The 20,614-nt window shown below is 65.9% G+C and carries 23 protein-coding genes; 13 read left to right on the top strand and 10 right to left on the bottom strand.

The annotated features are described in order from the left end of the window. On the bottom strand, positions 1-241 hold a 241-nt coding region (locus tag ACH4TV_RS16735), incomplete at its 3' end, for a winged helix-turn-helix domain-containing protein (protein WP_398398595.1). A gap of 107 nt (positions 242-348) precedes the next feature. Here ACH4TV_RS16735 and ACH4TV_RS16730 point away from each other — a divergent pair. The 3 genes from ACH4TV_RS16730 to ACH4TV_RS16720 are packed head-to-tail and all read left to right on the top strand — an operon-like array spanning position 349 to position 1,629. Further along, complete coding sequence (locus ACH4TV_RS16730; protein ID WP_398398848.1) at positions 349-765, top strand: NUDIX hydrolase; 417 nt, start codon at positions 349-351, stop codon at positions 763-765. Between the two features lie 46 nt (positions 766-811). Beyond that, positions 812-1,240, top strand: coding sequence for an ATP-binding protein (locus ACH4TV_RS16725; protein ID WP_398398593.1), 429 nt, complete (start codon positions 812-814; stop codon positions 1,238-1,240). Then, on the top strand, positions 1,234-1,629 hold the full coding sequence (locus ACH4TV_RS16720) for a hypothetical protein (protein ID WP_398398591.1): 396 nt from the start codon (positions 1,234-1,236) through the stop codon (positions 1,627-1,629). Before ACH4TV_RS16725 ends, ACH4TV_RS16720 begins: the two co-directional genes overlap by 7 nt. 293 nt (positions 1,630-1,922) lie before the next feature. Here ACH4TV_RS16720 and ACH4TV_RS16715 read toward each other — a convergent pair whose 3' ends face one another. Continuing rightward, the gene (locus ACH4TV_RS16715; RefSeq protein WP_398398589.1) at positions 1,923-3,707 is read right to left on the bottom strand and encodes a DUF262 domain-containing protein; all 1,785 of its coding nucleotides are present in this window, start codon (positions 3,705-3,707) and stop codon (positions 1,923-1,925) included. A 1,077-nt stretch (positions 3,708-4,784) separates the two neighbouring features. Between ACH4TV_RS16715 and ACH4TV_RS16710 the strand changes: the two genes are divergently transcribed. From ACH4TV_RS16710 to ACH4TV_RS16700, 3 genes are all read left to right on the top strand, one after another. Continuing rightward, the gene (locus ACH4TV_RS16710; protein WP_398398587.1) at positions 4,785-5,426 is read left to right on the top strand and encodes a hypothetical protein; all 642 of its coding nucleotides are present in this window, start codon (positions 4,785-4,787) and stop codon (positions 5,424-5,426) included. 142 nt (positions 5,427-5,568) lie between these two features. Further along, positions 5,569-5,952, top strand: coding sequence for a hypothetical protein (locus ACH4TV_RS16705; protein WP_398398585.1), 384 nt, complete (start codon positions 5,569-5,571; stop codon positions 5,950-5,952). A 17-nt stretch (positions 5,953-5,969) separates the two neighbouring features. Further along, the gene (locus tag ACH4TV_RS16700) at positions 5,970-6,980 is read left to right on the top strand and encodes an IS3 family transposase (RefSeq protein WP_398398583.1); all 1,011 of its coding nucleotides are present in this window, start codon (positions 5,970-5,972) and stop codon (positions 6,978-6,980) included. Positions 6,981-7,269: 289 nt separating this feature from the next. Here the strand turns inward: ACH4TV_RS16700 and ACH4TV_RS16695 are convergent, their stop codons facing one another. The 3 genes from ACH4TV_RS16695 to ACH4TV_RS16685 all read right to left on the bottom strand — a co-directional run bounded on the left by ACH4TV_RS16695 (position 7,270) and on the right by ACH4TV_RS16685 (position 8,431). Then, positions 7,270-7,737 carry an NUDIX hydrolase gene (locus ACH4TV_RS16695; RefSeq protein WP_398398581.1) on the bottom strand — a complete coding sequence of 156 codons (468 nt, stop codon included), beginning with the start codon at positions 7,735-7,737 and terminating at the stop codon, positions 7,270-7,272. A gap of 120 nt (positions 7,738-7,857) precedes the next feature. Beyond that, positions 7,858-8,145 carry a type II toxin-antitoxin system RelE/ParE family toxin gene (locus ACH4TV_RS16690; RefSeq protein WP_398398579.1) on the bottom strand — a complete coding sequence of 96 codons (288 nt, stop codon included), beginning with the start codon at positions 8,143-8,145 and terminating at the stop codon, positions 7,858-7,860. Between the two features lie 4 nt (positions 8,146-8,149). Continuing rightward, positions 8,150-8,431 carry a type II toxin-antitoxin system Phd/YefM family antitoxin gene (locus tag ACH4TV_RS16685; RefSeq protein ID WP_398398577.1) on the bottom strand — a complete coding sequence of 94 codons (282 nt, stop codon included), beginning with the start codon at positions 8,429-8,431 and terminating at the stop codon, positions 8,150-8,152. 169 nt (positions 8,432-8,600) lie between these two features. On the opposite strand from ACH4TV_RS16685, the gene ACH4TV_RS16680 reads away from it, so the two are divergent. After that, entirely contained in the window at positions 8,601-9,050 is a 450-nt protein-coding gene (locus tag ACH4TV_RS16680; protein ID WP_398398575.1) for a hypothetical protein, read from the top strand. 112 nt (positions 9,051-9,162) lie between these two features. On the opposite strand, the gene ACH4TV_RS16675 is transcribed toward ACH4TV_RS16680, so the two are convergent. Then, positions 9,163-9,417 (bottom strand): CopG family transcriptional regulator, encoded by a 255-nt coding sequence (locus ACH4TV_RS16675; RefSeq protein ID WP_398398573.1) that lies wholly within the window; start codon positions 9,415-9,417, stop codon positions 9,163-9,165. Between the two features lie 142 nt (positions 9,418-9,559). Between ACH4TV_RS16675 and ACH4TV_RS16670 the strand changes: the two genes are divergently transcribed. Next, on the top strand, positions 9,560-9,925 hold the full coding sequence (locus tag ACH4TV_RS16670; protein WP_398398571.1) for a hypothetical protein: 366 nt from the start codon (positions 9,560-9,562) through the stop codon (positions 9,923-9,925). Between the two features lie 139 nt (positions 9,926-10,064). Here ACH4TV_RS16670 and ACH4TV_RS16665 read toward each other — a convergent pair whose 3' ends face one another. Then, positions 10,065-11,630, bottom strand: coding sequence for a carbohydrate-binding protein (locus tag ACH4TV_RS16665; protein WP_398398569.1), 1,566 nt, complete (start codon positions 11,628-11,630; stop codon positions 10,065-10,067). A gap of 297 nt (positions 11,631-11,927) precedes the next feature. Between ACH4TV_RS16665 and ACH4TV_RS16660 the strand changes: the two genes are divergently transcribed. After that, entirely contained in the window at positions 11,928-12,809 is an 882-nt protein-coding gene (locus tag ACH4TV_RS16660) for a calcium-binding protein (RefSeq protein ID WP_398398567.1), read from the top strand. A 124-nt stretch (positions 12,810-12,933) separates the two neighbouring features. On the opposite strand, the gene ACH4TV_RS16655 is transcribed toward ACH4TV_RS16660, so the two are convergent. Further along, positions 12,934-13,146, bottom strand: a complete 213-nt coding sequence (locus ACH4TV_RS16655) for a hypothetical protein (RefSeq protein WP_398398565.1) — start codon at positions 13,144-13,146, stop codon at positions 12,934-12,936. Between the two features lie 420 nt (positions 13,147-13,566). Here ACH4TV_RS16655 and ACH4TV_RS16650 point away from each other — a divergent pair, with 420 nt between their 5' ends. After that, positions 13,567-15,165: an alpha/beta fold hydrolase gene (locus tag ACH4TV_RS16650; protein ID WP_398398563.1), complete on the top strand. Its 1,599-nt coding sequence runs from the start codon at positions 13,567-13,569 to the stop codon at positions 15,163-15,165. A 61-nt stretch (positions 15,166-15,226) separates the two neighbouring features. On the opposite strand, the gene ACH4TV_RS16645 is transcribed toward ACH4TV_RS16650, so the two are convergent. Both ACH4TV_RS16645 and ACH4TV_RS16640 read right to left on the bottom strand, forming a co-directional pair. Beyond that, a complete protein-coding gene (locus ACH4TV_RS16645) occupies positions 15,227-17,026 on the bottom strand; it encodes a lysyl oxidase family protein (protein WP_398398561.1) in 1,800 nt (599 codons plus the stop codon). A gap of 192 nt (positions 17,027-17,218) precedes the next feature. Beyond that, on the bottom strand, positions 17,219-18,961 hold the full coding sequence (locus tag ACH4TV_RS16640) for a sigma-70 family RNA polymerase sigma factor (RefSeq protein ID WP_398398559.1): 1,743 nt from the start codon (positions 18,959-18,961) through the stop codon (positions 17,219-17,221). 217 nt (positions 18,962-19,178) lie between these two features. On the opposite strand from ACH4TV_RS16640, the gene ACH4TV_RS16635 reads away from it, so the two are divergent. From ACH4TV_RS16635 to ACH4TV_RS16625, 3 genes are all read left to right on the top strand, one after another. After that, positions 19,179-19,592 carry an SsgA family sporulation/cell division regulator gene (locus tag ACH4TV_RS16635; protein ID WP_398398557.1) on the top strand — a complete coding sequence of 138 codons (414 nt, stop codon included), beginning with the start codon at positions 19,179-19,181 and terminating at the stop codon, positions 19,590-19,592. A 109-nt stretch (positions 19,593-19,701) separates the two neighbouring features. Then, complete coding sequence (locus ACH4TV_RS16630) at positions 19,702-20,004, top strand: hypothetical protein (RefSeq protein WP_398398555.1); 303 nt, start codon at positions 19,702-19,704, stop codon at positions 20,002-20,004. 125 nt (positions 20,005-20,129) lie between these two features. Further along, on the top strand, positions 20,130-20,564 hold the full coding sequence (locus ACH4TV_RS16625) for a hypothetical protein (RefSeq protein ID WP_398398553.1): 435 nt from the start codon (positions 20,130-20,132) through the stop codon (positions 20,562-20,564). Positions 20,565-20,614 lie beyond the last annotated feature (50 nt).

The following is a 20,614-nucleotide window of genomic DNA, read 5'->3' as shown; positions in this document are numbered from 1 at the left end:
TTTTCCCGTGCTCGGCGTGCACGAGCCCCTCCCCCTGGAGAACAGCGAAGGAGTTGCGGACAGTCATCCGGGACACCCCGTAGTGGTCGACCAGTTCGGCCTCGGACGGCAGCTTGTCGCCCTCCGAGAACCGACCCCGGCTGATGGCCTCGCGCAGTTGGTCGGCGATCTGCCGGAACACCGCACGATCACTCGTGGGATCCAGGACACCGAGCAGACCGGCGTACGGGAGTGAACTCACACGTACTCCTTTAGATATCTAGACGAGTGGGTGAGTGATGTTGCTACGGTGATGAGCCTAGCCATCCGGGAGGCCCGAGGAACGTGACCGCAGACCGCCCCCACTCCGTGAGCGTCGCCGGAGTCATCGTCGACGACCAGCACCGGGCCCTCCTGATCCAACGCCGCGACAACGGCCGTTGGGAACCCCCGGGCGGCATCCTCGAACGCGAGGAAACCATCCCCGAGGCCCTGCAACGCGAGGTCCTCGAAGAAACCGGCATCAAAATCGCCCACCCGGCGACCCTCACCGGCGTCTACAAGAACATGACCGGCCTGATCGTCTCGCTCGTCTTCCGCTGCGAGACCGCCGACGGCACCCCCACCACCGGAACCGAGACCCGCGCACTGCGCTGGGCCACTCGCGAAGAAGTCACCGAACTCGCCGACGAGGCATACGCGATCCGCGTCCTGGACGCCCTCGACTCCCTGAACGGGACCTCCCCACCGGCCGTCCGCGCCCACGACGGCACGAAACTCGTCTAGCCCGAACCCGCTGTACATGCCGTCCCACCAGCACAAAGGAACTTGTATGCACGAGTATACGAGCACTGCCCGGGTCTGGGGCCTCACCTGCCCAGGCTCCCCCGAAGAGATCAGCCGGGCCCGCCGCTGGACCCGCGACATCCTGAACGGCTCCCCCTTGGCCGACGACGCCGAGCTGATCGTGAGCGAGCTGAGCACCAACGCAGTCCTGCACACGGCCAGCGGCCTGGAGACGGGAAGCTTCCATCTGGCGCTCGCGGTATCGGCACAGGTGATCGCCCTGTCAGTCACCGACGACGGGGGCACTGGTACGGCCCCAAAGGTCGAGCACCGGGACCAGGAGGCGGAGCACGGCCGGGGCCTGGGCATGGTCAGCGCACTCGCCCACCGGGTCGTGGTCCACGACAGGCAGGGCGGCTACACCGTGACCGCAGAACTCTTCACCGACACCCGCCCGGGAGGCCACCCGTGCTGACCAACGGGCCCCGCCGGGGCTTCTGGTGCGAGTGCTGGACCGAGGATCTCACCGAGGCGGAGCCACCTGTACTCCGAGGATCCTTCGACGCCTACTCGCCACCCCAGGCCGACAGATGGATCGCCATCGCCCTGCGCACCATCTCACCGGCACTCGATTCGGACGCCTCCGACGAGGCATGGGCCTGGCTGTACGAGGGACGCATCGAAACCCGGAGAGCGCTACTGCACGCGAAACCCTGCACGGTGTCCATCACCCACGCCAACACCCGCATCACCTGGACCGTCCGATCGGCACTCTTCCTGCCCCTTGCACACCGCCAGGCGACCGAACTCCCAGCCTGCGCACACGACTTCAAGAACCCCACCAGCCACAGAACCGAGCACTGAGTTACAACTTTCTCTACTGGTTCAAGGCGGCTTGCTCCGCTCCCCGCGCGCGGCCCGGCCCCCGGCCGGGCCTGCGCTCCTGTCTCCGCCCCGCTCCAGCCCGGCCGGCGCCCGTGCCGCGCTCGTGGCAATCAGCGGCCTGATGCCAGAGAAGGGGTACGTCGTGACTGGGGCGGTCGAATCCGCGGCTTTACGGGACCATGATCACTCACGCCAAAGCCGTTTCACCGACCATTCGATTCCTAAATCCGGGGTAATGATGCAACCTAAAGGCGACCCCGCAACGCTTTGCGTTAGAAGTTGCGAGAGATGTGGGAGAGGAAAGAATCAGTTTCCATCTCGTGCGTTGATGCGCCTACCCTCACGAAAAACCTGTTCTTGTATGAGATGGGTTTGCCAAGTGATCGAGGCTTCATAATCCAAAGGACTTTTCCGTCACAGACGAGCGGGCTAAAGCTGTGCACGAGGTCGGCCGAGAAATCAGAGTCCACTGGAGCAGACTTAATCTTTTCCTGCCATTTGAGCCACCAGGAGTCGACGTCGTGACCCAAGTGGGAGATCTGCTCCTCGGTACCCAATACGTGCTGCCCGTGAATCTCGACCGGAGTTACGCCGAAGAGTTCTGTCGATCGATGCGCCGCGGATGGTTTGTCTGCAATTCCGATCAGAATGAGACCGGTTGCGTCGCGGCTCCAGTTTGCCATGCCGACTGCAGTCTGCATTACTTCGTCAAACAGATCCATATTCTCGGTGGGCGGGTTCGAAAGTACGCAGAACCCTTGCTTAAGCTCGACGAGAGGATCCTCGTTAACTGGTCCCTGCAGATAGCTTTCAATCAGAAGTCGCGCATTGAGTTGCTTGGCAATGCTTTTGGGTTCGGGCTTAAAGAAAGCCTTCTTGATGCGCCGCTTTACTTGCGGGTAGAGCTTAGCCTTCTCATCCTTACCCCATGCGCTCCCTCCAGTTGGAATGGCAAGGTCGCGCCCCCAGAAGTTGTCCAAGACGTTGCGAATAGCCTCCAGCGAGAGAGGCTGCATATCATCAATAAAGGTGAGTTCGTAGATGATGGAGAAGACTGCCTGAAACTGCCGTCGCGTTCCCTTCTCGTAGGTCTCCAGGTGGACCATATGACGGCCGAGAGGGCCGTGATCGTGCATGGCTTCATCCAGAAGCTCGATTACTGCCACGATGCGTTGTTGCAAGTTTTCGACACCGACAGCCACGATGGCTGCGTCGACTTCATTCGGAGATGCCGACTTGATTTTCCGCGGCAAACCGTAGGCTACATCTCGATTCTGCCACCCGCTTGTGGGCCAGGGAGTAAGGACGGCGTCGAGAACCAGGTCCAAAACCATCTCCTCGTCACCGGATGAACGAATGTCATCTGCACCAATAATATTGTGTCGCGTCCAGAAGATAAGGTCTAGATCTAGGCCGTATTCGAGATCCTTCCGCGAGATGGAGAGCTTTTCCATCTCGCGGAGAGTCAAAGCCTCGGCGAAAGTTCCGTCGCCCCTAATGGTGGCGCTAGTGCGTCGCACTACATCTGACAGTGGCCCAGTTACACCTGCCTGCCGAATCTCATGCAGGCTTAGGCGCCTTCCGCCGCTATTAATTCGGCGGAACACCTCGTCGATCGACGAGGTTGCTGCATCTCGATAAGTCGAGACCGGGATTTGGTAGTTGGCGATCTCCAAGGATGTCTCGCGCGACATTACGGGTTCCTTTTGACTGAGCTCTCCCGAGTGGAGCTTAGCCAAGGTGTCACCCGTTGTCGCTAGGTCAAAGTATTCACCGTTATAAGGATATTTATTCTCCATGAAAGAGAAGAATGCTTCAAGGCGCTGAAGTCCATCGATTAGCTCAAGAATTTCCATCCCTCCCTTCCTTCTCTGGGCGAGGAGGATTAGAGGGATCGGAAGCTTGTTGACTGCGGAGTCGATGAGCTTTTCCTTTTCGTCGCGCGTCCAGACGAGCTTTCGTTGATAGCGACGGTCGACAAGGAGTTTGTTCTTGTAGTACTGGTTGTAGAGCTGGTGGAGGTTCTGCCCTTGGACGGATAGCTCTGAACTCTGCATGCGTATCACCGTAGTCGACGTGGTCAGGGTTGGTAGCGTGCATTGCAGAACTGGGCTGGTGCTGCGTGCCTGCGTACTGCCTGCCGACCCCGATCAAAGATCGTGTGGGGAATCACGGGGAACACCGGGGCACTACTCGTCGGCTCACCGTGGGTTGACGCCACTCCAGCTCAGTAGAGCTTCGGCGTCTGGAAAAACCGAGCTTCCCGAGCGGAGGGCTCAGGCAGCGTCATCACGGGCTCGCTGTCCGGGCTTGTTGCGATCGACGGTAGAGGCGTGGCTGAGGCCAGTGGGGGTGCAGCGAGGCATACGCGCGCGTTGTCGGTCGGCGCACCCGCCGTCGTGGCTGGCTATCGTCGGCTGAGGCCCCATGCACTCCCAGGCGCAGCTCTGCCAAGGCTTGTTGGAGGCGAAGGGGCCGTGCCATTCGCGTGGCAGTCCTGCGGGGAACCACGGGGAACAGCGGGAAACTGTCCAGGGTGCGACTAGGACTCCAACATGACTCCGCTGCAGGTCAGCTGAGCAACCACCGCCAAAGAGCCCAAGCTTCTCAAGCTGAGGTCTCAGTCGACCTGGTGGGGTGCGAGGGGTTCAGGGAGAAGAGGCCTCTTCTCGTGTGGCCTTTGTCCATTTGATCAACTGCTTCACGAGGTCGATGACCCGCAGTTGCCGACCCTCGGGTAGGAAGATCCAGAAGAGCCAGGCTGGAGCGAGGAGTACAACGACAATGATCAATGGGAGGACGCGTAGGGCCGCGAGGAGATGCTTGGGGCTGACCAGTTCCAAGAGTTGTTGCATGTCGGAGCCTCTCAGGGACTTTGCCGTGTTCAGCCTCTAGAAGCGGATGAGGCCACTCACGGCAAAGGATCTTGGTCGCAGTGCGCGGCTAGCAGCACCGTGCTCCAAGTTCCTAGACGGGTCTCGGTGGTGACTTGACACCACCATGGACCCGGCGCTCGACCCTCTAGATGACGGTCAGCAGTTCGGTACATCTCCGGATGCGGCCCCATGGATCAGGACGACATGCCATTCTGTCTGGACAGTTGTGGACGGTTGTGGACACGCTTGGGGGGCCGCATGGGGAAGCCGGGGGTCTTCAAGAAGCCGCAACTGGAGGATGGGCCGTTGCGAGATCTCAGCGACGCACTACACATCCTTCATCTACAAGCCGGCCGCCCGACCTTGGCTGAGATGTTCGGCGCGCTCAGCAAGGAAGCAAAAGAGTCTATCTCTCGCAGCACCCTACATACGGCGCTTACCGGCCCAAACCTCCCTAGATGGACTGTTATTGACGCTATGGTCGAGGTACTGGCGACCCGTGCACGCAGTACGACCCCGGAGGAGCAACTCGGCCGGTTCGACGCTCTATGGCAGCGCGCTGCGCTAGGGGGTATGCCGGCGGACACTCGCGTGGAGGTTCCGGTTGTCGACAACGAAGGGAACCGACTCACTGCGGAGTTGGATCCGTCGTCGTTGCTCCGACAGCACCTGAATGCGCACCCTGAGGACATCAGTCAGGCTCTCCTACTCCTAGAAGCGCTCAAGGAGAGCCGGACGAGTGAGCATCGACAGCGGTCTCTTGACATGCTCAAGTTCCTCATGGACAAGAACCTCATCTCCCGCGAGGACTTGCCCACCGATCTGCCGATGAAGACGTTTGGAGGCCAGCTTGTCGTGGACAAGCCCGAGGGCTTCACTGTTGCCATCGACGTCATCTGATCTAGCTGATCGGCCGCGCGAGTGAGGATTGCCTAGCCATCCCTCGACCTCTTGGAGACCGGGCCCCTCTCTGTCAGCCTTGGGTGAGACGTCCCGTTCTGCGGGGTTAGCCTGAGAGGGCACGACAGGAGAATCGCCCCCTATGCCAAGCACCGAGTCCGTCGGGTCCGACCCGGCACCGAGGCCGAAGCGCCGCACCTTCACCTCGGAGTACAAACTGCGGATCGTCGCCGAGTACGACGCCGCGCCCAGAAACGAGAAGGGCGCGGTCCTGCGTCGGGAACGGCTTTACCACTCGCATGTCAAGGAGTGGAGGGCCGCCCGGGATGCCGGGGCTCTGGAGAACCTGGTCGACCGCCGGACCAGCCCGGCCCGTGCGAAGAAGTCCGCCGCGGAGGTGGAGAACGAGAAGCTGCGGCAGCAGGTGGAGCGGCTGCAGAAGGACCTGGCGCGGAACAAGGCCGCACTCGAGGTGATGGGAAAAGCGTCCGCGCTCTTGGAAATGATCTCCGAGAGCACGGACTGAAGCACGCCGTCGATCCGGTGGTGGACACCGCGTTCACCGGCGTCGAGGACCAGCTGGGCATCACGGCCGCGTGCCGGCTGACCGGCCGGTCCAGGGCCACCCACTACCGCAGGCTGAAGCCCCCGGCGGCCCGCACACCCCGCTCCCACGCCCAGGCGCAACCATCGGCCCTGACCGATGAAGAGCGTGCAGTGGTACTGCAGTTGATGAACAGCGCCGAGTACGCGGAGCTGCCACCCGCCCAGATCTGGGCCCGCGAGCTGGACGCGGGCCGCTATCACTGCTCGGTTTCCACGATGTACCGGATCCTGCGCGAAAAGGGCCAGGCCGGCGAGCGGCGCCGCCAGGCCACCCACCCGGCCAAGGCCGTGCCCGAACTGGTCGCCACCGCCCCCTCGCAGGTCTTCACCTGGGACATCACCAAGCTGGCCGGACCGGCCAAGGGCAACTGGTACCACGCCTACGTCATCATCGACATCTTCAGCCGCTACATCGTCGGCCACACCGTCGAACGCGCCGAATCAGCCGAACGGGCCGAGGAGTTGATCCGGGACACCATCGAACGCAACGGCGTCGTGCCCGAGACCATCCACGCCGACCGCGGCACGTCCATGACGTCGAAGAAGGTCTCCCAGCTGCTGATCGACCTCGGTGTCACCCGAAGCCACTCACGGCCGCAAGTCTCCAACGACAACCCCTACAGCGAGGCCCAGTTCAAGACCACCAAGTACATGGCCGACTACCCCGAACGGTTCGACTCCCTGGCCCACGCCCGCGAATGGTTCGACGCCTTCACCTCGTACTACAACCACGAACACCGGCACTCGGGCATCGGATGGCACACGCCTGCCAGCGTCCACTTCGGCACCGCCGAGGAGGTCCGCGACCAAAGGGCCGTCACACTCGCCACGGCATACGCCCGCCACCCCGAACGGTTCAGCCGCCGCCCCGCACCACCCGAGATACCCCAGAAGGCGTGGATCAACGACCCCGCCAAACGCAGAGAACCGACACCACAGACCTCATAGCATCACAAACGTCTCACTGGACTTGAAATCTTCCGGGCAGAGGATAGGCCAAAGGCCAGTACGTCACGGCCCTGCAGACTACGACAGAGAACCTGCCCAGCCGCCATAGGCCCGTCTCAGTTTCCGTCTCATTCAGCACCGTTCACGGCCTTGCAGAGAAGGCCGCCCGTCAGGCTCGCCGCACAGACCGGCCGCCCATGAACGCAGCTGAACGCCCCCACACCCGACCCAACAGCCCACCACCACGGTTGGAAAGCGTGTTGGTGGAAGCACTCCCCGTGCCCCTCAGCTACCGAGCAGCCGGCATGTTCCCGTCGCGCCAGTCGTTCACGCGCTTTCGATTGCTCGGGACCATCGGAAGCGCGTCGACCTCTTCGGGCGAGAACCAAGCGACGTCGGTGGATTCCTCGGACACCGCCAGTTGCCCGGCGACGGGGCGTGCCAGGAAGCAGATCGAGAACTCCTGCCGGACCTCGCCGTCGTCGTAGGCGATGACGTGACGGGGGTTGGTGTAGGTGCCGACGATGCCGACGATCTCGACGTCGAAGCCGGTCTCCTCGCGGGTCTCCCGGACGGCGCAGTCGGGCAGTGACTCGCCGATGTGCATGACACCGCCGGGGAGCGCCCACATGTCGTTGTCGCGGCGGCGCTGGAGCAGGATGCGGCCGGATTCGTCGACGACGACCACGGAGGCGGCCGGGACCAGGCGTTGCGCGGTCGGGGCGTTCGGGTCGTCCTCGTAGTCGCGTCTACCCATGGTTGTTTCCTTCCCATACCGGAGTGCCCCGGTTCCACAGGGTGTCCACGTGGGCGGCGAAGCGGTCGAACATGCCGTCGTTCTGGTACTGGCGCAGATGCAGCATGACACCGCAGGCGCTTACGGAACCTGACGGTAGATTTCGCGACGGTTGCCGACGGCCAGGACCCACACGATCAGTTGACCGTCCTCGACGGTGTAGACGACGCGGTAATCGCCGACCCTGAGCCGCCAGCGGGCGCTGTGCCCCTGGAGGGCTTTGATGTCGAACGAGGCCGAGGCAGTGTCGCCGGTGTCCAGCGCCTTCTGGAGTTCGGCGAGGCGGTGCAGGATGCGCACGGCCTCCGGGCGCGGGACCTTGAGCATGTCCCGCTGGGCGTGCGGCGTGAAGCGCGTGACGTAGCCCATGAGGTCAGCCCTGATCAGCGCGCAGCAGGGCGGCCATCTCTTCGAGTGAGACCGACCCTTCCGTGCCCTCGGACTCGGCTTCGTCGGCCAGCTTGTTGAGCCACGCCTCCTCGGCGTTCTCCGCGATCTCACGCAGGCGCTGGTACTCCTGGATGTCGATCACGACGGCTTCCTGCTTACCGCGCCGAGTGATGATCGTCGGGGTTTCCTTCCGGCGGGCGCGGTCTATGACGTCGGCGAGGTGACTGCGGACGTCGGCCATTGATTCGACCACCGGATTATTCATGCCATGAATGTAACAGATGTACATGAAGATCGGCGTCGGCGATGGCGTCCCGTCGGGGTCAGGGTCGGGGCCGGGGTGGTGAAGCTATGGGCAGCGATGTCATACCCAGGTGCTACCTTCCGCCGTCACAGGTGGACCGGACAGGGGCACACGAAGGGGATGAGGTCTGGTGGGGGCTTCGGAGTGGGACTACTACGTGCCGTACCAGGAGGACCTGAACGCCGCGCTTCAGCAGCTGCGGCGGGAGGTGTTCGAGGCAGGGGAGTACTACTGGGTCAATGGCGCCGACTGGCGACCGGCAGAGGAACGGGAACCTCGGCCGCGGACTCTGGAGGCGCTGTGGGAGGTCGAGTTGGTCCATGAGGCCGGCACCCACTCGATCCTCGACGTCTTCCTCGTGCTCGGTCCGGACGACGCCCCGGACTACTACGCCAACCTTGTGGAACCGGTGACGGACGAGGAGGCGCTCGAGTTGCTGGGGACGGAGAAATTGACCCGTGCGCACGTCAAGGACTTCGACGTGTTCCCCCGCGAGCGGTGGGTCGGACCGTGCGCGGTGCTGCACGACGCCGATGGGAAGCCCCAAGAGATCCGCTTCTGCGGGCACTCGGGCGACTGAACCGCGGGGGCTGCGACGCATGCTGAGCATCCCACCTGCCGACAGTTACGACGGAACGCCGGCCATCGAACCAGGGCGTGCGGCACGGGAGTTGGGCGCCCGATGACAGGGATTACGAGCAGCCAGGTGCTGCTGCGTTCACCGCGTCGGCGACCGTGTCGCGGAGCTCGGCTTTGGACGGCGTACGGCCCGAGCCGTCGAAGGTGCGCGAGAACAGCGGCTCGTCCCAGACACGGTTCGCCATGGCCGCGAGGTGGATTCCCCGGCGAATGATCTCGACCTCGCTTGTCCCCCGACGCTTGGCTGCCTCCTTGATGATCGCCAGGCCCTCGGGGTCGGCGTAGACGTTGATGCGTTTCATGGGCATGTGCCAAGGGTGGTCCATTTGGCAGGACGGTGTACGTCTGGTCGCTCGGCTCAGCCGACAGCACGGGGTGCGACCCCAAAGGGTGGGATTCGGTCACCGATTCGGGCCACAAGCGCCCGCTTCTGGCCGTATGGTTTCCGCCATGTTCGAGACGATCCGTTGGCGCTGTCACATACACGCGAACGACCGCCGAGCCGCCGAGCGAGTGGTCGGGCGGATTGCGGCTCGGTTGGATCGCCCCGTCGAGATCGAGAACTATGAGCGGTACTGCAAGTTCCCCGAGCTGGCCGTGTTACGGCTGGTCTCGCCGCTCCAGTGCCCTACGCCGGAGCGCGCTCTGATGACCGCCCTTGAGTGTGCGTGGAGGATCGCGACGCCGTGGAGCCTTGGCAGCCAAGGGACAAGCACCCACCACGAGTTCGACGGCATCGCGGCTGCCAACGTCGGTGCGCACTTCAGTGTCCCGGGCATCGAGTTGATGGAGTTCAACATCACCGATCGGACATGACCAAGTCCCCTCGAAGCAGCCGCAGTTGGGCGCCAGACGGTCGCCGGCAAACCGGGGTGCCCCCAGGTCATCGACCTGAAGGCACCCGGAGCATCACATGCGCGGTCCGACTCCCCCTCGTACGGGAGGGCGGAAACCCCTACCCCCCGAACGTCACCACAAGCCGCCCGTCCGAAGCCAGCGACCAGTGCAGTGCGCCCGTGTAGGACGAGCAGCGGGAGCCGTTCGTGCCCGACCAGAACTGGTTGGACGTATCGGAGTTGCCGATGATGCGGTCGTTCGTGCCGCTGCTGCTGCGGCAGGACGTGTTGTTGCGGAAGACCGAAGTGCCGCCGTCGAAGGTGAAGTTGCGCTCGGTGTTGTCGATGCTGACGTTGTCCGAGACCGCCATCGTGCCGGGGTTGCTGTTCCAGGTGAAGCCGTGTTTGCCGTTGTCGTAGGCGATGCTGCGGCGGACGATGTGGTTGACGGCGATGTCGTCGCCGCCGAGCTTGTAGCCGTTGCGGTCGCCGTTGCCGGCCTGGGAGCCGTCGGTGAGGGTGCCGTTCTCGTAGGCGAGGGAGTCCTCGATGGTCACCGGGCCGATGGGGCCCGTGTCGGGCTTGGTGTAGAGGTCCCAGCCGTCGTCGATGTTGTTGTGGGCGACGGAGTAGCGGAAGACGTTGCCCGCGCCCGTCGTGAGCTTGGCCGCGAAGCCGTCGGCGTCCTCGCCGTCCGAGTCGGCGTTGTCGTGCGACTCGGCACTCAGGATCAGGTTGTTGGCCGGCCAGTCGGCGGTCGGGGTGGTGGAGGCGCTGCGGCCGAGCTGGAGGCCCGTGTCGCGGTTGAAGCGGGTCACCGTGCGCTCGACGACGTTGTTGCTGCCGCCGATGTAGATGCCGTTGTCACCGGCCCGTTCGACGACGAGGCCCTTGATGTGCCAGTAGTTGGCGTTCAGTTGGAGGCCGCGGTTCGACGAACTCTCCGTCTGCGCCGAGAAGTTGAGGACCGGGGTCTCGCCCTGGTAGGCGGCGAGGGTGGTGCGGGCGGACGACGTGCCGTTCTTGCCGACCGGGATCGTGACCGTCGTGGAGTGGTTGTACGTGCCTCCGCGGACGTAGATCGTTCCGCCTGCGGTGATGCGGCTGATCGCCGAGGTGAGGGTGGTCGGCGCCGATGGCGTACCCGCCGCGCTGTCCGTGCCGGACGGCGATACGTAGAGGGCGGAGGCCGGCGTCGGCGTGGTGCCGCCGCCGTCCGGGACGTTCGCGTCGAGGTAGTCGATGTTGGGGAGGCCTGCGGCGGCGGTGGGGTTGAGGCGGATGGTGTTGCTGCCTGCCACCACCGGCACCGTCAGGGTCTTCGTCGTCCACCCCGTCCAGGTGCCGGTGCCCTCGAACGTCGCCGTCGTGACCGTCGTGCCGTTCACCATGATGCTCACGGCACGGGCGGTGGTGGTGCCGTTGGCGAAGCGGACGCTCAGTGTCGCCGTGCCCGATGCGGGTGCGGATACGGTGAACTGGGCGTACGAGTTCGCAGAGTTGGTGCCGTTGCAGAATCCGCTGCCGGAGAAGCCGGTCCAGTCGGAGTCGATGGTGCCGGTGCAGACCGCCGGCGAGGTCTCGGCCTCATAGCGCGTGGTCGCGGCCTGTGCCGTGGTGCCGGACAGCGCGACGAGTGTGCCTGCCAGCAGGCTGACGCACGCTATGACGGGTCTCAGTTGCATCGTGGTTCTCCATCTCCAGGACGGTTGGATCAGGTGGATCAGCTGCCGGGCACCGGATTGGAAAGCGCTTTCTCTCGGAAGTTAGAGGGGTAGTCCTGAACACGTCAATAGTCGCGTACTTGATCGTTGTTCACATGCATGGATAGCTAGAGGGGGTTAGGTCACTCCGGTTGCCCGAACGCTTGGCCATCGGCTTGGGCGGGCGACCACAACCCAACGCGCACCCCGGCCGTCTCACATGGCGTCACTGAAATCTGAAATGCCCCAAGTGCCCATGTGATCCCGGAGGTTACGCACATGTCCTCATCCCCCACCGGCCGTCGCACGCCCCGCGTCGCGTCAGCATCGGCATCGGCACTGGCCCTGACGCTGGCCCTCGGCGCCGGCCTGGCGGCCGTTCCGCTCGCGCTGGCCGGTACGGCCGGTGCCGCAACTCCGTCCGCCAAGGCCGAAGTCAGCTTCAACGACCGGGAGTTCAGCTACACGGCCGCCGCCGGCCAGACCAACAAACTGACCGTCACCGAGTCGTACGCCGACGCCACGGACCACACGAACATCACGTTCGCGATCGACGACGTCGTTCCGATCAGCGTCGGGCGCGGGTGCGGCTACCCCAGCCCCGCGGACCACACGAAGGTCCTGTGCACGGTCATCACCGTGGACAGTCAGAGCCCGTACCGGATCCTGAACATGAACCTGGGTGACGGCAATGACGTGATCTCGTTCAACAACACCACCGACCAGGCCTACTACACCAATACGATCCTTCTGGGCGCCGGCAAGGACAAGCTGACCGACATAGGCAGCGTCGACGCCAACTACGTCAACGGTGGAGCGGGCGACGACAACATCACCGCAGGCCCGGTGTCTTTCGTCCGCGGCGGTGACGGCAACGACACCATCAACACCGTCGGCGATGTCGCGGAGGGCGGCAGGGGCAACGACGTGATCCGTGGCGGCGCCGGAGACCAGCACTTGCGCGGCAACGACGGCAACGACACCCTCTACGGCGGTACCGGCAACGACCTCCTGTACGGCGGCGCGGGCAACGACGTCATGTGGGGCAACAGCGGCATCGACCAGATGTGGGGCAACAACGGCAACGACAAGCTGTACGGCGGCCCCGGCAAGGACATCCTCTCGGGCGGCACCGGCCAGAACGTCGTACGTCAGGACTGACGGCCGCAGGTCACAGGGGTGACCCAGCCCCGTCCGCACAGGCAAGAGGCCCCGGAGGAATCCAGGGCCTCTTGATGTCGGGGCCGCAGCAGCGGCTGACGGTGGCCTGAGTAGGCATACGGGCTCAAGCCGCGGCCTCGGCCAGGCGGTGGAAGGCCTGGGTGGTGTGCGGGTGGGCGATCTCGTCCAGGAGGTGTCGCCAGTCCAGGTCCATCACGGCGACTGCGGGGTGCGCCTGGTCCCAGGCGGTGAGCAGCGGGGTGAGGTCGCTCTCGGAGAGGGTCGCGATCCGGGCGTCCGTCGCGGTGGTCGGCGTCGAGGTCAGCAGCGCGTTCATGGGAGTACCTTTCCGGGCCGGGGCGGTGAACCGTTGGGTTCGCTGGGGTTCGTTCGTGCGGTTCGTTGGGGTCAACGATGCCGTTTCCCGGGTGGCGGAACCATGGAGTGACCTACCGGAACGAGGGTGTAGCTGGCTGCACCTCCGAGGGGGCTGTTCTCCCCCTTGGCAGCGCCGCGGCCAGTTCCGGGAATGCTCAGGGGTCCCGTGGGCAACCCCTGACGTGGCACCCCGAGGGCAACCCTGACCACATCCCGGTGACTTCCCTGATCTCCGGCGCTCGGGGTTGTGGCTCCGGTCGGCTCGCTGCCACGTTGGGCTCACGGGCAACTTCCGCGAGGCAGCTCCCACGAAGCAACTCGTGATCCAGCTCGTCAGCGATTTCCTCAGCCGACTCGTCAGAACCTCTGAAGGGACTTCATGCGACCGTTCTTCAGAACGCTCACCGGAGTGCTCGCCGCCGGCCTGTTCGCCGGAGCGTTGGTGCCGGGCGTGGCGACGGCCGATGCCGGGACTCCCGGCGAAGGCCCGGCGGCACAGGGGGCACAGGGGGCACAAGGAACACAGGGGATCCAGGGGATCCAGGGGATCCAGGGGATCCAGGGGATCCAGGGGATCCAGGCGGTCATCGACTGGGGACCCTGTACGCAGGACGCCTCGGCGGAGTGCGGGACCTTACGTCTGCCCGTCGACTGGGCGCGTCCGTCCGGGGAGAAGTTCGATCTGGCTGTGGCTCGGCGCAAGGCGACCGATCCCGGGCGCCGGATCGGAGTGCTGCTGGTCAATCCGGGTGGGCCGGGGGATTCGGGGGTGGACTTCGCCGTGCGGCGGGCCCCCGCCCACTTCAGCGCGGACATCCAGGAGACCTTCGACATCGTCGGGTTCGACCCGCGGGGTGTCGGCGCCAGCGCGCCGGTCAGGTGCTCGCAGGAGCTGCTGGACCAGCGGCCGTCGGCATATCCCCGCAACCAGGCGGAGTTCGCTCAACTCGCCGAGTTCAACCGCACGTTGCGCCAAGACTGCCGCCGGCACAGCGGTCCCGTCTTCGATCACGCCGACACCTTGAGCGTCATCCGGGACATGGACGCGATCCGCGAGGCTCTCGGCGAGAAGAAGATCTCCTTCTTCGGCCACTCCTACGGCACCCTGCTCGGCCTGCAGTACGCGGAGCAGTACGGCGACCGGATCCGGTCGATGGCCCTGACTGCGAACATTGACCACAGCCTGGGCCTCCGGGAGTTCCTCGTTTCCTCGGCGGTCACCGCAGAGGACTCGTTCCAGCAGTTCGTGGCGTGGTGCGAGCGCACCAGCTCCTGCGCGCTGTACGGCCGGGACGTCACCGCCGTATGGGACCAGTTGCTCGCCAGGGCGGACCGCGGGGAGATACGCGACCCGGCGGACCCGGACCAGGTTCTCACCGCGAACGCGATCACGCTCGTCGCCTTCGGGAGGTTCTACGGCCCGAGCTGGGATGCGCTGGCCACGTATGTGGCGCAGTTGGACGCCCAGAAACCACAGACACAGACAGCGGCACAGACTCAGGCAGCGGCACAGGCGCAGGCGCAGGAATCTGAGCCTCGGACGACCGCCGAACCGTTCCACGCCGTGTTCTGCCAGGACTGGCGGTTCCGTCCCAAGAACTACCGGGAGTTCACCGAACTCACCGCTGCCGAACTGCGGGCCGCACCGCACATGCGCGGGTCGCCGCGCGTGCACGCCGCGACAGCGGGCTGTGTCGGCTGGCCGGACGAGGTGAACAACCCGCAGCACCGGCTGCGCATCACCGAGGCGCCCAAGATCCTCATGCTGCACTCGATGCACGACCCGGCGAACAACTACTCGTGGGCGACCAATGTGCACCGCCAGACCCGCCGTACGACGGTCCTGCTGCCGTACGAGGGGGCCGGCCACAGCGTGTACGGCCGCACCGACTGCACACGGAACGCCGTTGACGCCTACCTCACGGAGTTGAAGCTGCCGGACGTCGGGAGCCGTTGTGCCCCCGCCACGGCCAACTGACTCCAACGTTGCCCCGGGGCCCGCCCGTCAAGGCAACGGACCTCGGGGACACCGGAGTTGTCTACTTCACGTCAATCAGGTGGTGCGGCGGAACCGTGACCGTCCGCGCGCCCTCCGTGCCGCCGAGGATCACCTTGCGCAGGGCGACGTTGTTGTTGAGGTTGGTCTCCTGGAGGCGGTTCTCCGGGTTGGCGATGACCTGGATGTAGTACGTGCCGTTCGGGAGCCCGGTGACGTCGAAGGACTGGCCGGGGCGGTACTGGGTGTACGTGTCGCCGGAGCCGACGTCCAGGACCTCACGTACCGAGAGGGAGTTCTTCTCGCCGCACGCCGTCGACAGGTCGGTGTTGAAGGGGTGCCAGTTGGCGTTCTTCACCGTGTAGTCGATCGCGTCGGTGTTGGCCAGGCAGAACGCCTCCTTGCCGCTGCGCACCTCCTTGGTCTGGTCGGCGCTCAGGAGGCGGTAGCTCGCGAAGTCCGTGAAGTGCCAGTGCTCGTGGCCGGACCGCGGGTCCCACTCCATCGTGCCGGTGGGCGTGTAGCCGATCTGCTTGCCGTTCGCGTCGTAGAAGTACTGGTACGCGTCCATCATGGCCTTGCCCGGCTGACGGAAACCGTCCACGACCAGCGGAGCCGGACCGGCGTTCCAGACGTTCGCGCTGAACGCCAGGTAGTCCTTGCCGGGCACGTCCCCGTCCTCGCCGTCCGTGATGGCGATGTCCCACGCCGGCAGCGAACGCAGGTCCGGCTTGGGCACGTCGGCCGCTACGCCCGCCCTGCCCGTGGGCCGCTTGGCGGCGGCCTTCAGCCCGGGCGCGACGCGCGAACCGTCGGTGTGGCCCCGACCGTCGCCCAGGTGGTGTGCCGTACCCCGGTCGACAAGTGCGTTGGGGAAGGCGGGAATTGTGGGCGCGTCCGCACCGCGCGGACCGTAGTGGTGCACGAACGGGGCGGAGTTGTTCGGGGCCCCGTGAGCCCCCTGAGCCCCATGGGCTCCGTGCGCCCCATGGCCTGCTCCGTGGCCGCCTGCGTGGCCGCCTCCGTGCTGGGCGGAGGATCGCGCGCTCAGTCCGACCCCGCCGCCGACGCCGCCCTCACCGTCCTCGTCGCTCAACTCCCGTACCGTCACCTTGATGGTCGGCCGGTCGTCCGGGATGCCGAACAGGTCGCGGTACTTCTTCGCGATCGACACCTTGGCCGTGTACTCGCCCGTCGGCAGGTCGACCGGGTTCTCGTAGTCGATCGCCGTGGCGTTGGACGCCCAGCCCTTCTCGACGCCCCACACCCCGCCCAGCGTGAACGGGTTCCAGGAGCAGCCCTCCGGGAAGTGCGAGGTCGCCGGGGCGTCCGGACGGATGCGTCCGGAGGCGTTGTTCGGGCAGAACGTCCCCGTGTTCGTCGCGACTTCCTCCCCGGCCGCGTTGCTGAACGACACCTCCAGGAAGCCCGGCAGGCCCTTGAAGTCCTTCACCATGCCGGCCGGCAGTCTCTTCACCTGCGCCTTGCCGTCCTTGCGGATGATCTGCTCGGCGACGACCGGATCCTTGTACGACTTCCGGGTCACCTTGAACTCCAGCGGTACGTCGTCCACCGTGACGTACGTGCCGAGGTCCACGTAGACGCCGGGTTCCCCCTGCCAGCGTTCGGCCTCGACGGCGTCCGTCGCGGCCACGAGCCGGAGCGTCGGCTTGGTCGCCGCGGCCTTCGGCGCCGCCCCGGCCCCGGGAGCCGCTCCGGCCACCGACACCACGACGGCCAGTGCGGCCGCCGCTGCGAGCGCCGAGTGCTTCATGCGCTTGCTGCCGGTGCTGGTACTCGTACTGCTGGTACTGCTGGTACTGCTGTGCTGCTGAGTGGTCATCGGTTCCTCGTCTGCCAGTGCCATGGTCAAGTGGCAACGGACTGAACTCAGCCCACGACCGGCCGACATACGTACGGACGCACCCCACGCGCCCAAGCCGCATCTGTGAGCAACCTGTGAGACAGGTGAAGCAGTCTCCAGGTTGCTCCGCGACGAGAAATTCAACCGTAAACGGCTGAACCGACGGTCATTTCAGCCGTCGCAGCCGCCTACAGGATCAGGAACAGGGTCGGGAGCGGGCTCGGTGACCGGATCAGGCACCGGCGTCTCCTCAACGGGATCGGGATCCACGGGAGTTGGCGTGACCGGCTCCGATACGGGGTCCGCCACCGGCTCCGGCTCCGGCTCCGGCTCCGGAACCTCCGGCGTCACTGGAACCTCGGGCGCCACAGGCGTCTCGGGCGCCACAGGTATCTCGGGGACCGGCGTCTCCTCCACCGGGCTCTCCGGAGGCACGTACACCGGAACGTCCGGAGTCTCGGGAGTCGCCGGTTCCTCCGGTGTCTCCGGGGTCGCCGGGGCCGCCGGTTCCTCGACCGGTGGCTCAGGCGCCGGAGCTTCGGGCGCCGGAGGCGCAGGCACAGGCTCGGGTTCCTCCACCGGAGGAGCCGGCGCGGGCTCGACCGGTGCGCTGGGAACAGACGCCGGCGGCACAGCCGTACCGCCACCGCCACCGGAACCGCCACCAGTACCGGAACCAACACCGGTACCCGTACCGCCCCCCGGAGTCGGCGTGACCGCCGCAGAAGTCCGCACCCCCACCCGCACCCCCACCGGCACCACCCCCGGCGGCACCTCCCGCACCCCCTGCGGCACAACTGCCGGGACAGTCACGGGAGTTGCCTTCAGCGGCAGCGGAAGGGTCGCCGGTACCTCGGCCACCGGGGCCGGTGCCAGCGGCTTGTCCGCGAGGGGTACCCGGGACCGTTCCTCCAGCTGAATCTGTGGGGAGCTGAGCGCCAGCGTGATCGCGACGGCCGCCGCGGCCGAACCCGTGGCCATCGCGAGCGCCTTGGGCACCTTCGCGCCGGTGACCGCATGGCGTACCGCGTGCAGCACCCCGCCGGTGTGCCCGCCCACGCCGGCCATCACGGACACGGCGCCGGCCGACCCGGCGGCGAACGACAGGGCGAACTTCCCCGTGCCGCCCACCAACAGCACCAGCAGGGCCGGGCCAGTCAGCGCGGGCAGGCGGTCGTTCGTACGCATCAGCAAAGCGAGCCGGTGGCGGCAGTCGTCGCAGGTGTCCGCGTGGGCGAGGAGTTGGTCGGACTGACGGCTGGTCGCGGTGCCGCGTACGTACGCGGGCATACGGACCCAGTACGGCTCGCAGGCGGTGTTGTCCGGGACGCCGGGCTGTTCGCGCAGGAAGGCCTGGCGCATGCCCTCGCGGGCGCGGTGAAGGAGTACGGCGGTGGCCCCCTCCTTGGTACCGGTGCCGATCTGCGGGCCGATCGCCGCCAGGGGCTGGCCCTCCGCCTCGGCCAGCCACAGCGCCTTCACCCAGCGGTCGGGGAGTTGGCCCAGTACTCGGACCAGGAGGTCGACCGAGGAGACCTGTTCGGCGGGGTCGTCCGCGTGGCGGTACTGGGAGATGACCCTTTCGGACCTCTCCGGCCTGTCCTGCGGATCCTGCGGGGTCTCGCGCGCCGAGTGACTGCCCGCGGTGGCTGCCAGGTGCCGGACCGTCGTCATCAGATAGGCGGGCACGTTGTCGATCTCGTGCCCGGCCGACAGGCGTCGCCACACACGGAAGTGCGCCTCGGCGACCAGGTCCTCCGCGGCCCAGCTGCTCTTGGTGAGCGAACGCGCGAACGCAACGAGACGCGGCTGCTGTTCCTCGTAGATCCGGGCATACGCGGCGGTGGCCGCGGCAGTCGCGGTGCTCGTACTCGCTGCCGTGGGTGCGGTAGGTGCGGTGGGGCCGTCAATCATGAGCAGGAACGCTCCAGTTACCTGCGAGATGGGTGTTGCCGATGAGTTTGTAAGGCTAGATGACAAAAAACTCAAGTAATTACGGAAGGTGATGCACGTCACATGCAGTGACTCCAGGAACGGCGTAATGCGCGGGCCCTCCGCGAGGTCGAGAAGGCAGCTCGGTACGACCCCTCGCACAACTGGCCCATAGCCTCACCCGAATGGGAAGTCGATCATGTACAGAACCCTGGAGCAGTCCGCACGCGCCCGCCTGATCACCCCTGGTTACCAGGAGCTCCCTCTCGTCGTCACCCTGCGCTATGACGCCGCCGACCCGCTCGCCGTCAACATCGACTTCCCCGTCGACGTCTCGGTCGACGGCGAGGAGGTGACCTGGACCTTTTCCCGGTCCCTCCTGGAGGAGGGACTGGATCGCGCGGCCGGGATCGGCGAGGTCCACCTGTGGCCGTGCGGACCGTCGCGCACGGTCATGGAACTCCACTCGCCGTACGGCCTGGCCGTGGTCCGCTTCCGCACGGCACAACTCCAGCGCTTCCTGCACCGCTCGTACGGAGTCGTCGCGCCGGGTACGGAGGATCTGGGCCCGGCGGTCGAACGCGGCCTCGCCCTGCTGCTCGGCGGAGTCTGAACGCCCGTACGCGCACAGCCCGGTGCGACTCCGTCCGCGAAGGGAACGTACGTTGTCGGAACGCCCGGATCACCCGCCGGCGCCTCCGACGGTCCAGGGGAGCCCCATCGTGATCGCAACCATGACCGTGACGCTCGCCGGCGCGAACTCGCCCGGTGAACATCTCCAGTTGGCGCTCTTCACGACGGCGTCCGCGGTCCTCTTCATCTGGCTGGGCCGGAGACAGCGCCGCACAGGCCGTAGCTTCGCCATGCCGGACAGGACGATCAGCGTCGGCGGCGCGCTGGTCCCGCCCCAACCTCCGAGACGCGTCCACCGGATCACCGGGTGCGCCGCGATCGTGTTCGGTGGCATCTTCGTCCTCCCGGCCGTCTACAACTTCGTCGCGGCGGTGTACGAACTACTGAACTGAGCCGCCAGCTCCCCGCACCCGCTTGTTCCGTGAACTCGCGTACTCCGTGCACCCACTTAATCCGTGGCCACCCGCCGCGAGGGCCTGTACTTTCCCTCCCATGACCGACAGCAGCCGAAAGGGCAATGCCGCGTAGGCGCCCGTCCGCCCTGCGGGGCGAGATTCCCGTGCGGGAACATCACCAGCGGTGGTACGCCCCGATCGACCGTCTCTCCGGTTCCTGCGCCGCCGACATACGCCGGCTCGAACGCGCCCGCTTCTCACCCGAGTCGACGGCGCAAGCCTTCTGGCACTGGAAAACGCTCGCACGCGGACCACTCCGCCAGTTCACGCAGCACTACCCCGAACAGGGGTGCTCCCCGCTCGTGTGCGACTGCCAGCCCGGCCTCTCCCGCGACCACCTCGAAGAGGTCCTGCATGCCCTCCCCCGGAAGAGCGCCCGTGAACTGCGCACGCTCGTACGGTCCCTCGACCGCACGATCCTCGACCGGGCCACGGTGATCCGGGCGGACGCACCCGACGTCGTCTGGTGGCGGGGGAAGTTCTGCGATTCCTACTGACCGACCGTTCAAAGCGTTCAGCACGTTCAAATAGATCAGAGCGTTCAGAG

It is taken from the genome of Streptomyces sp. NPDC020898, assembly GCF_044333925.1.
Taxonomy (GTDB): domain Bacteria; phylum Actinomycetota; class Actinomycetes; order Streptomycetales; family Streptomycetaceae; genus Streptomyces.
The sequence above is the reverse complement of the archived record's forward strand: the minus strand, read 5'-3'. Positions and strand labels throughout refer to the sequence as shown.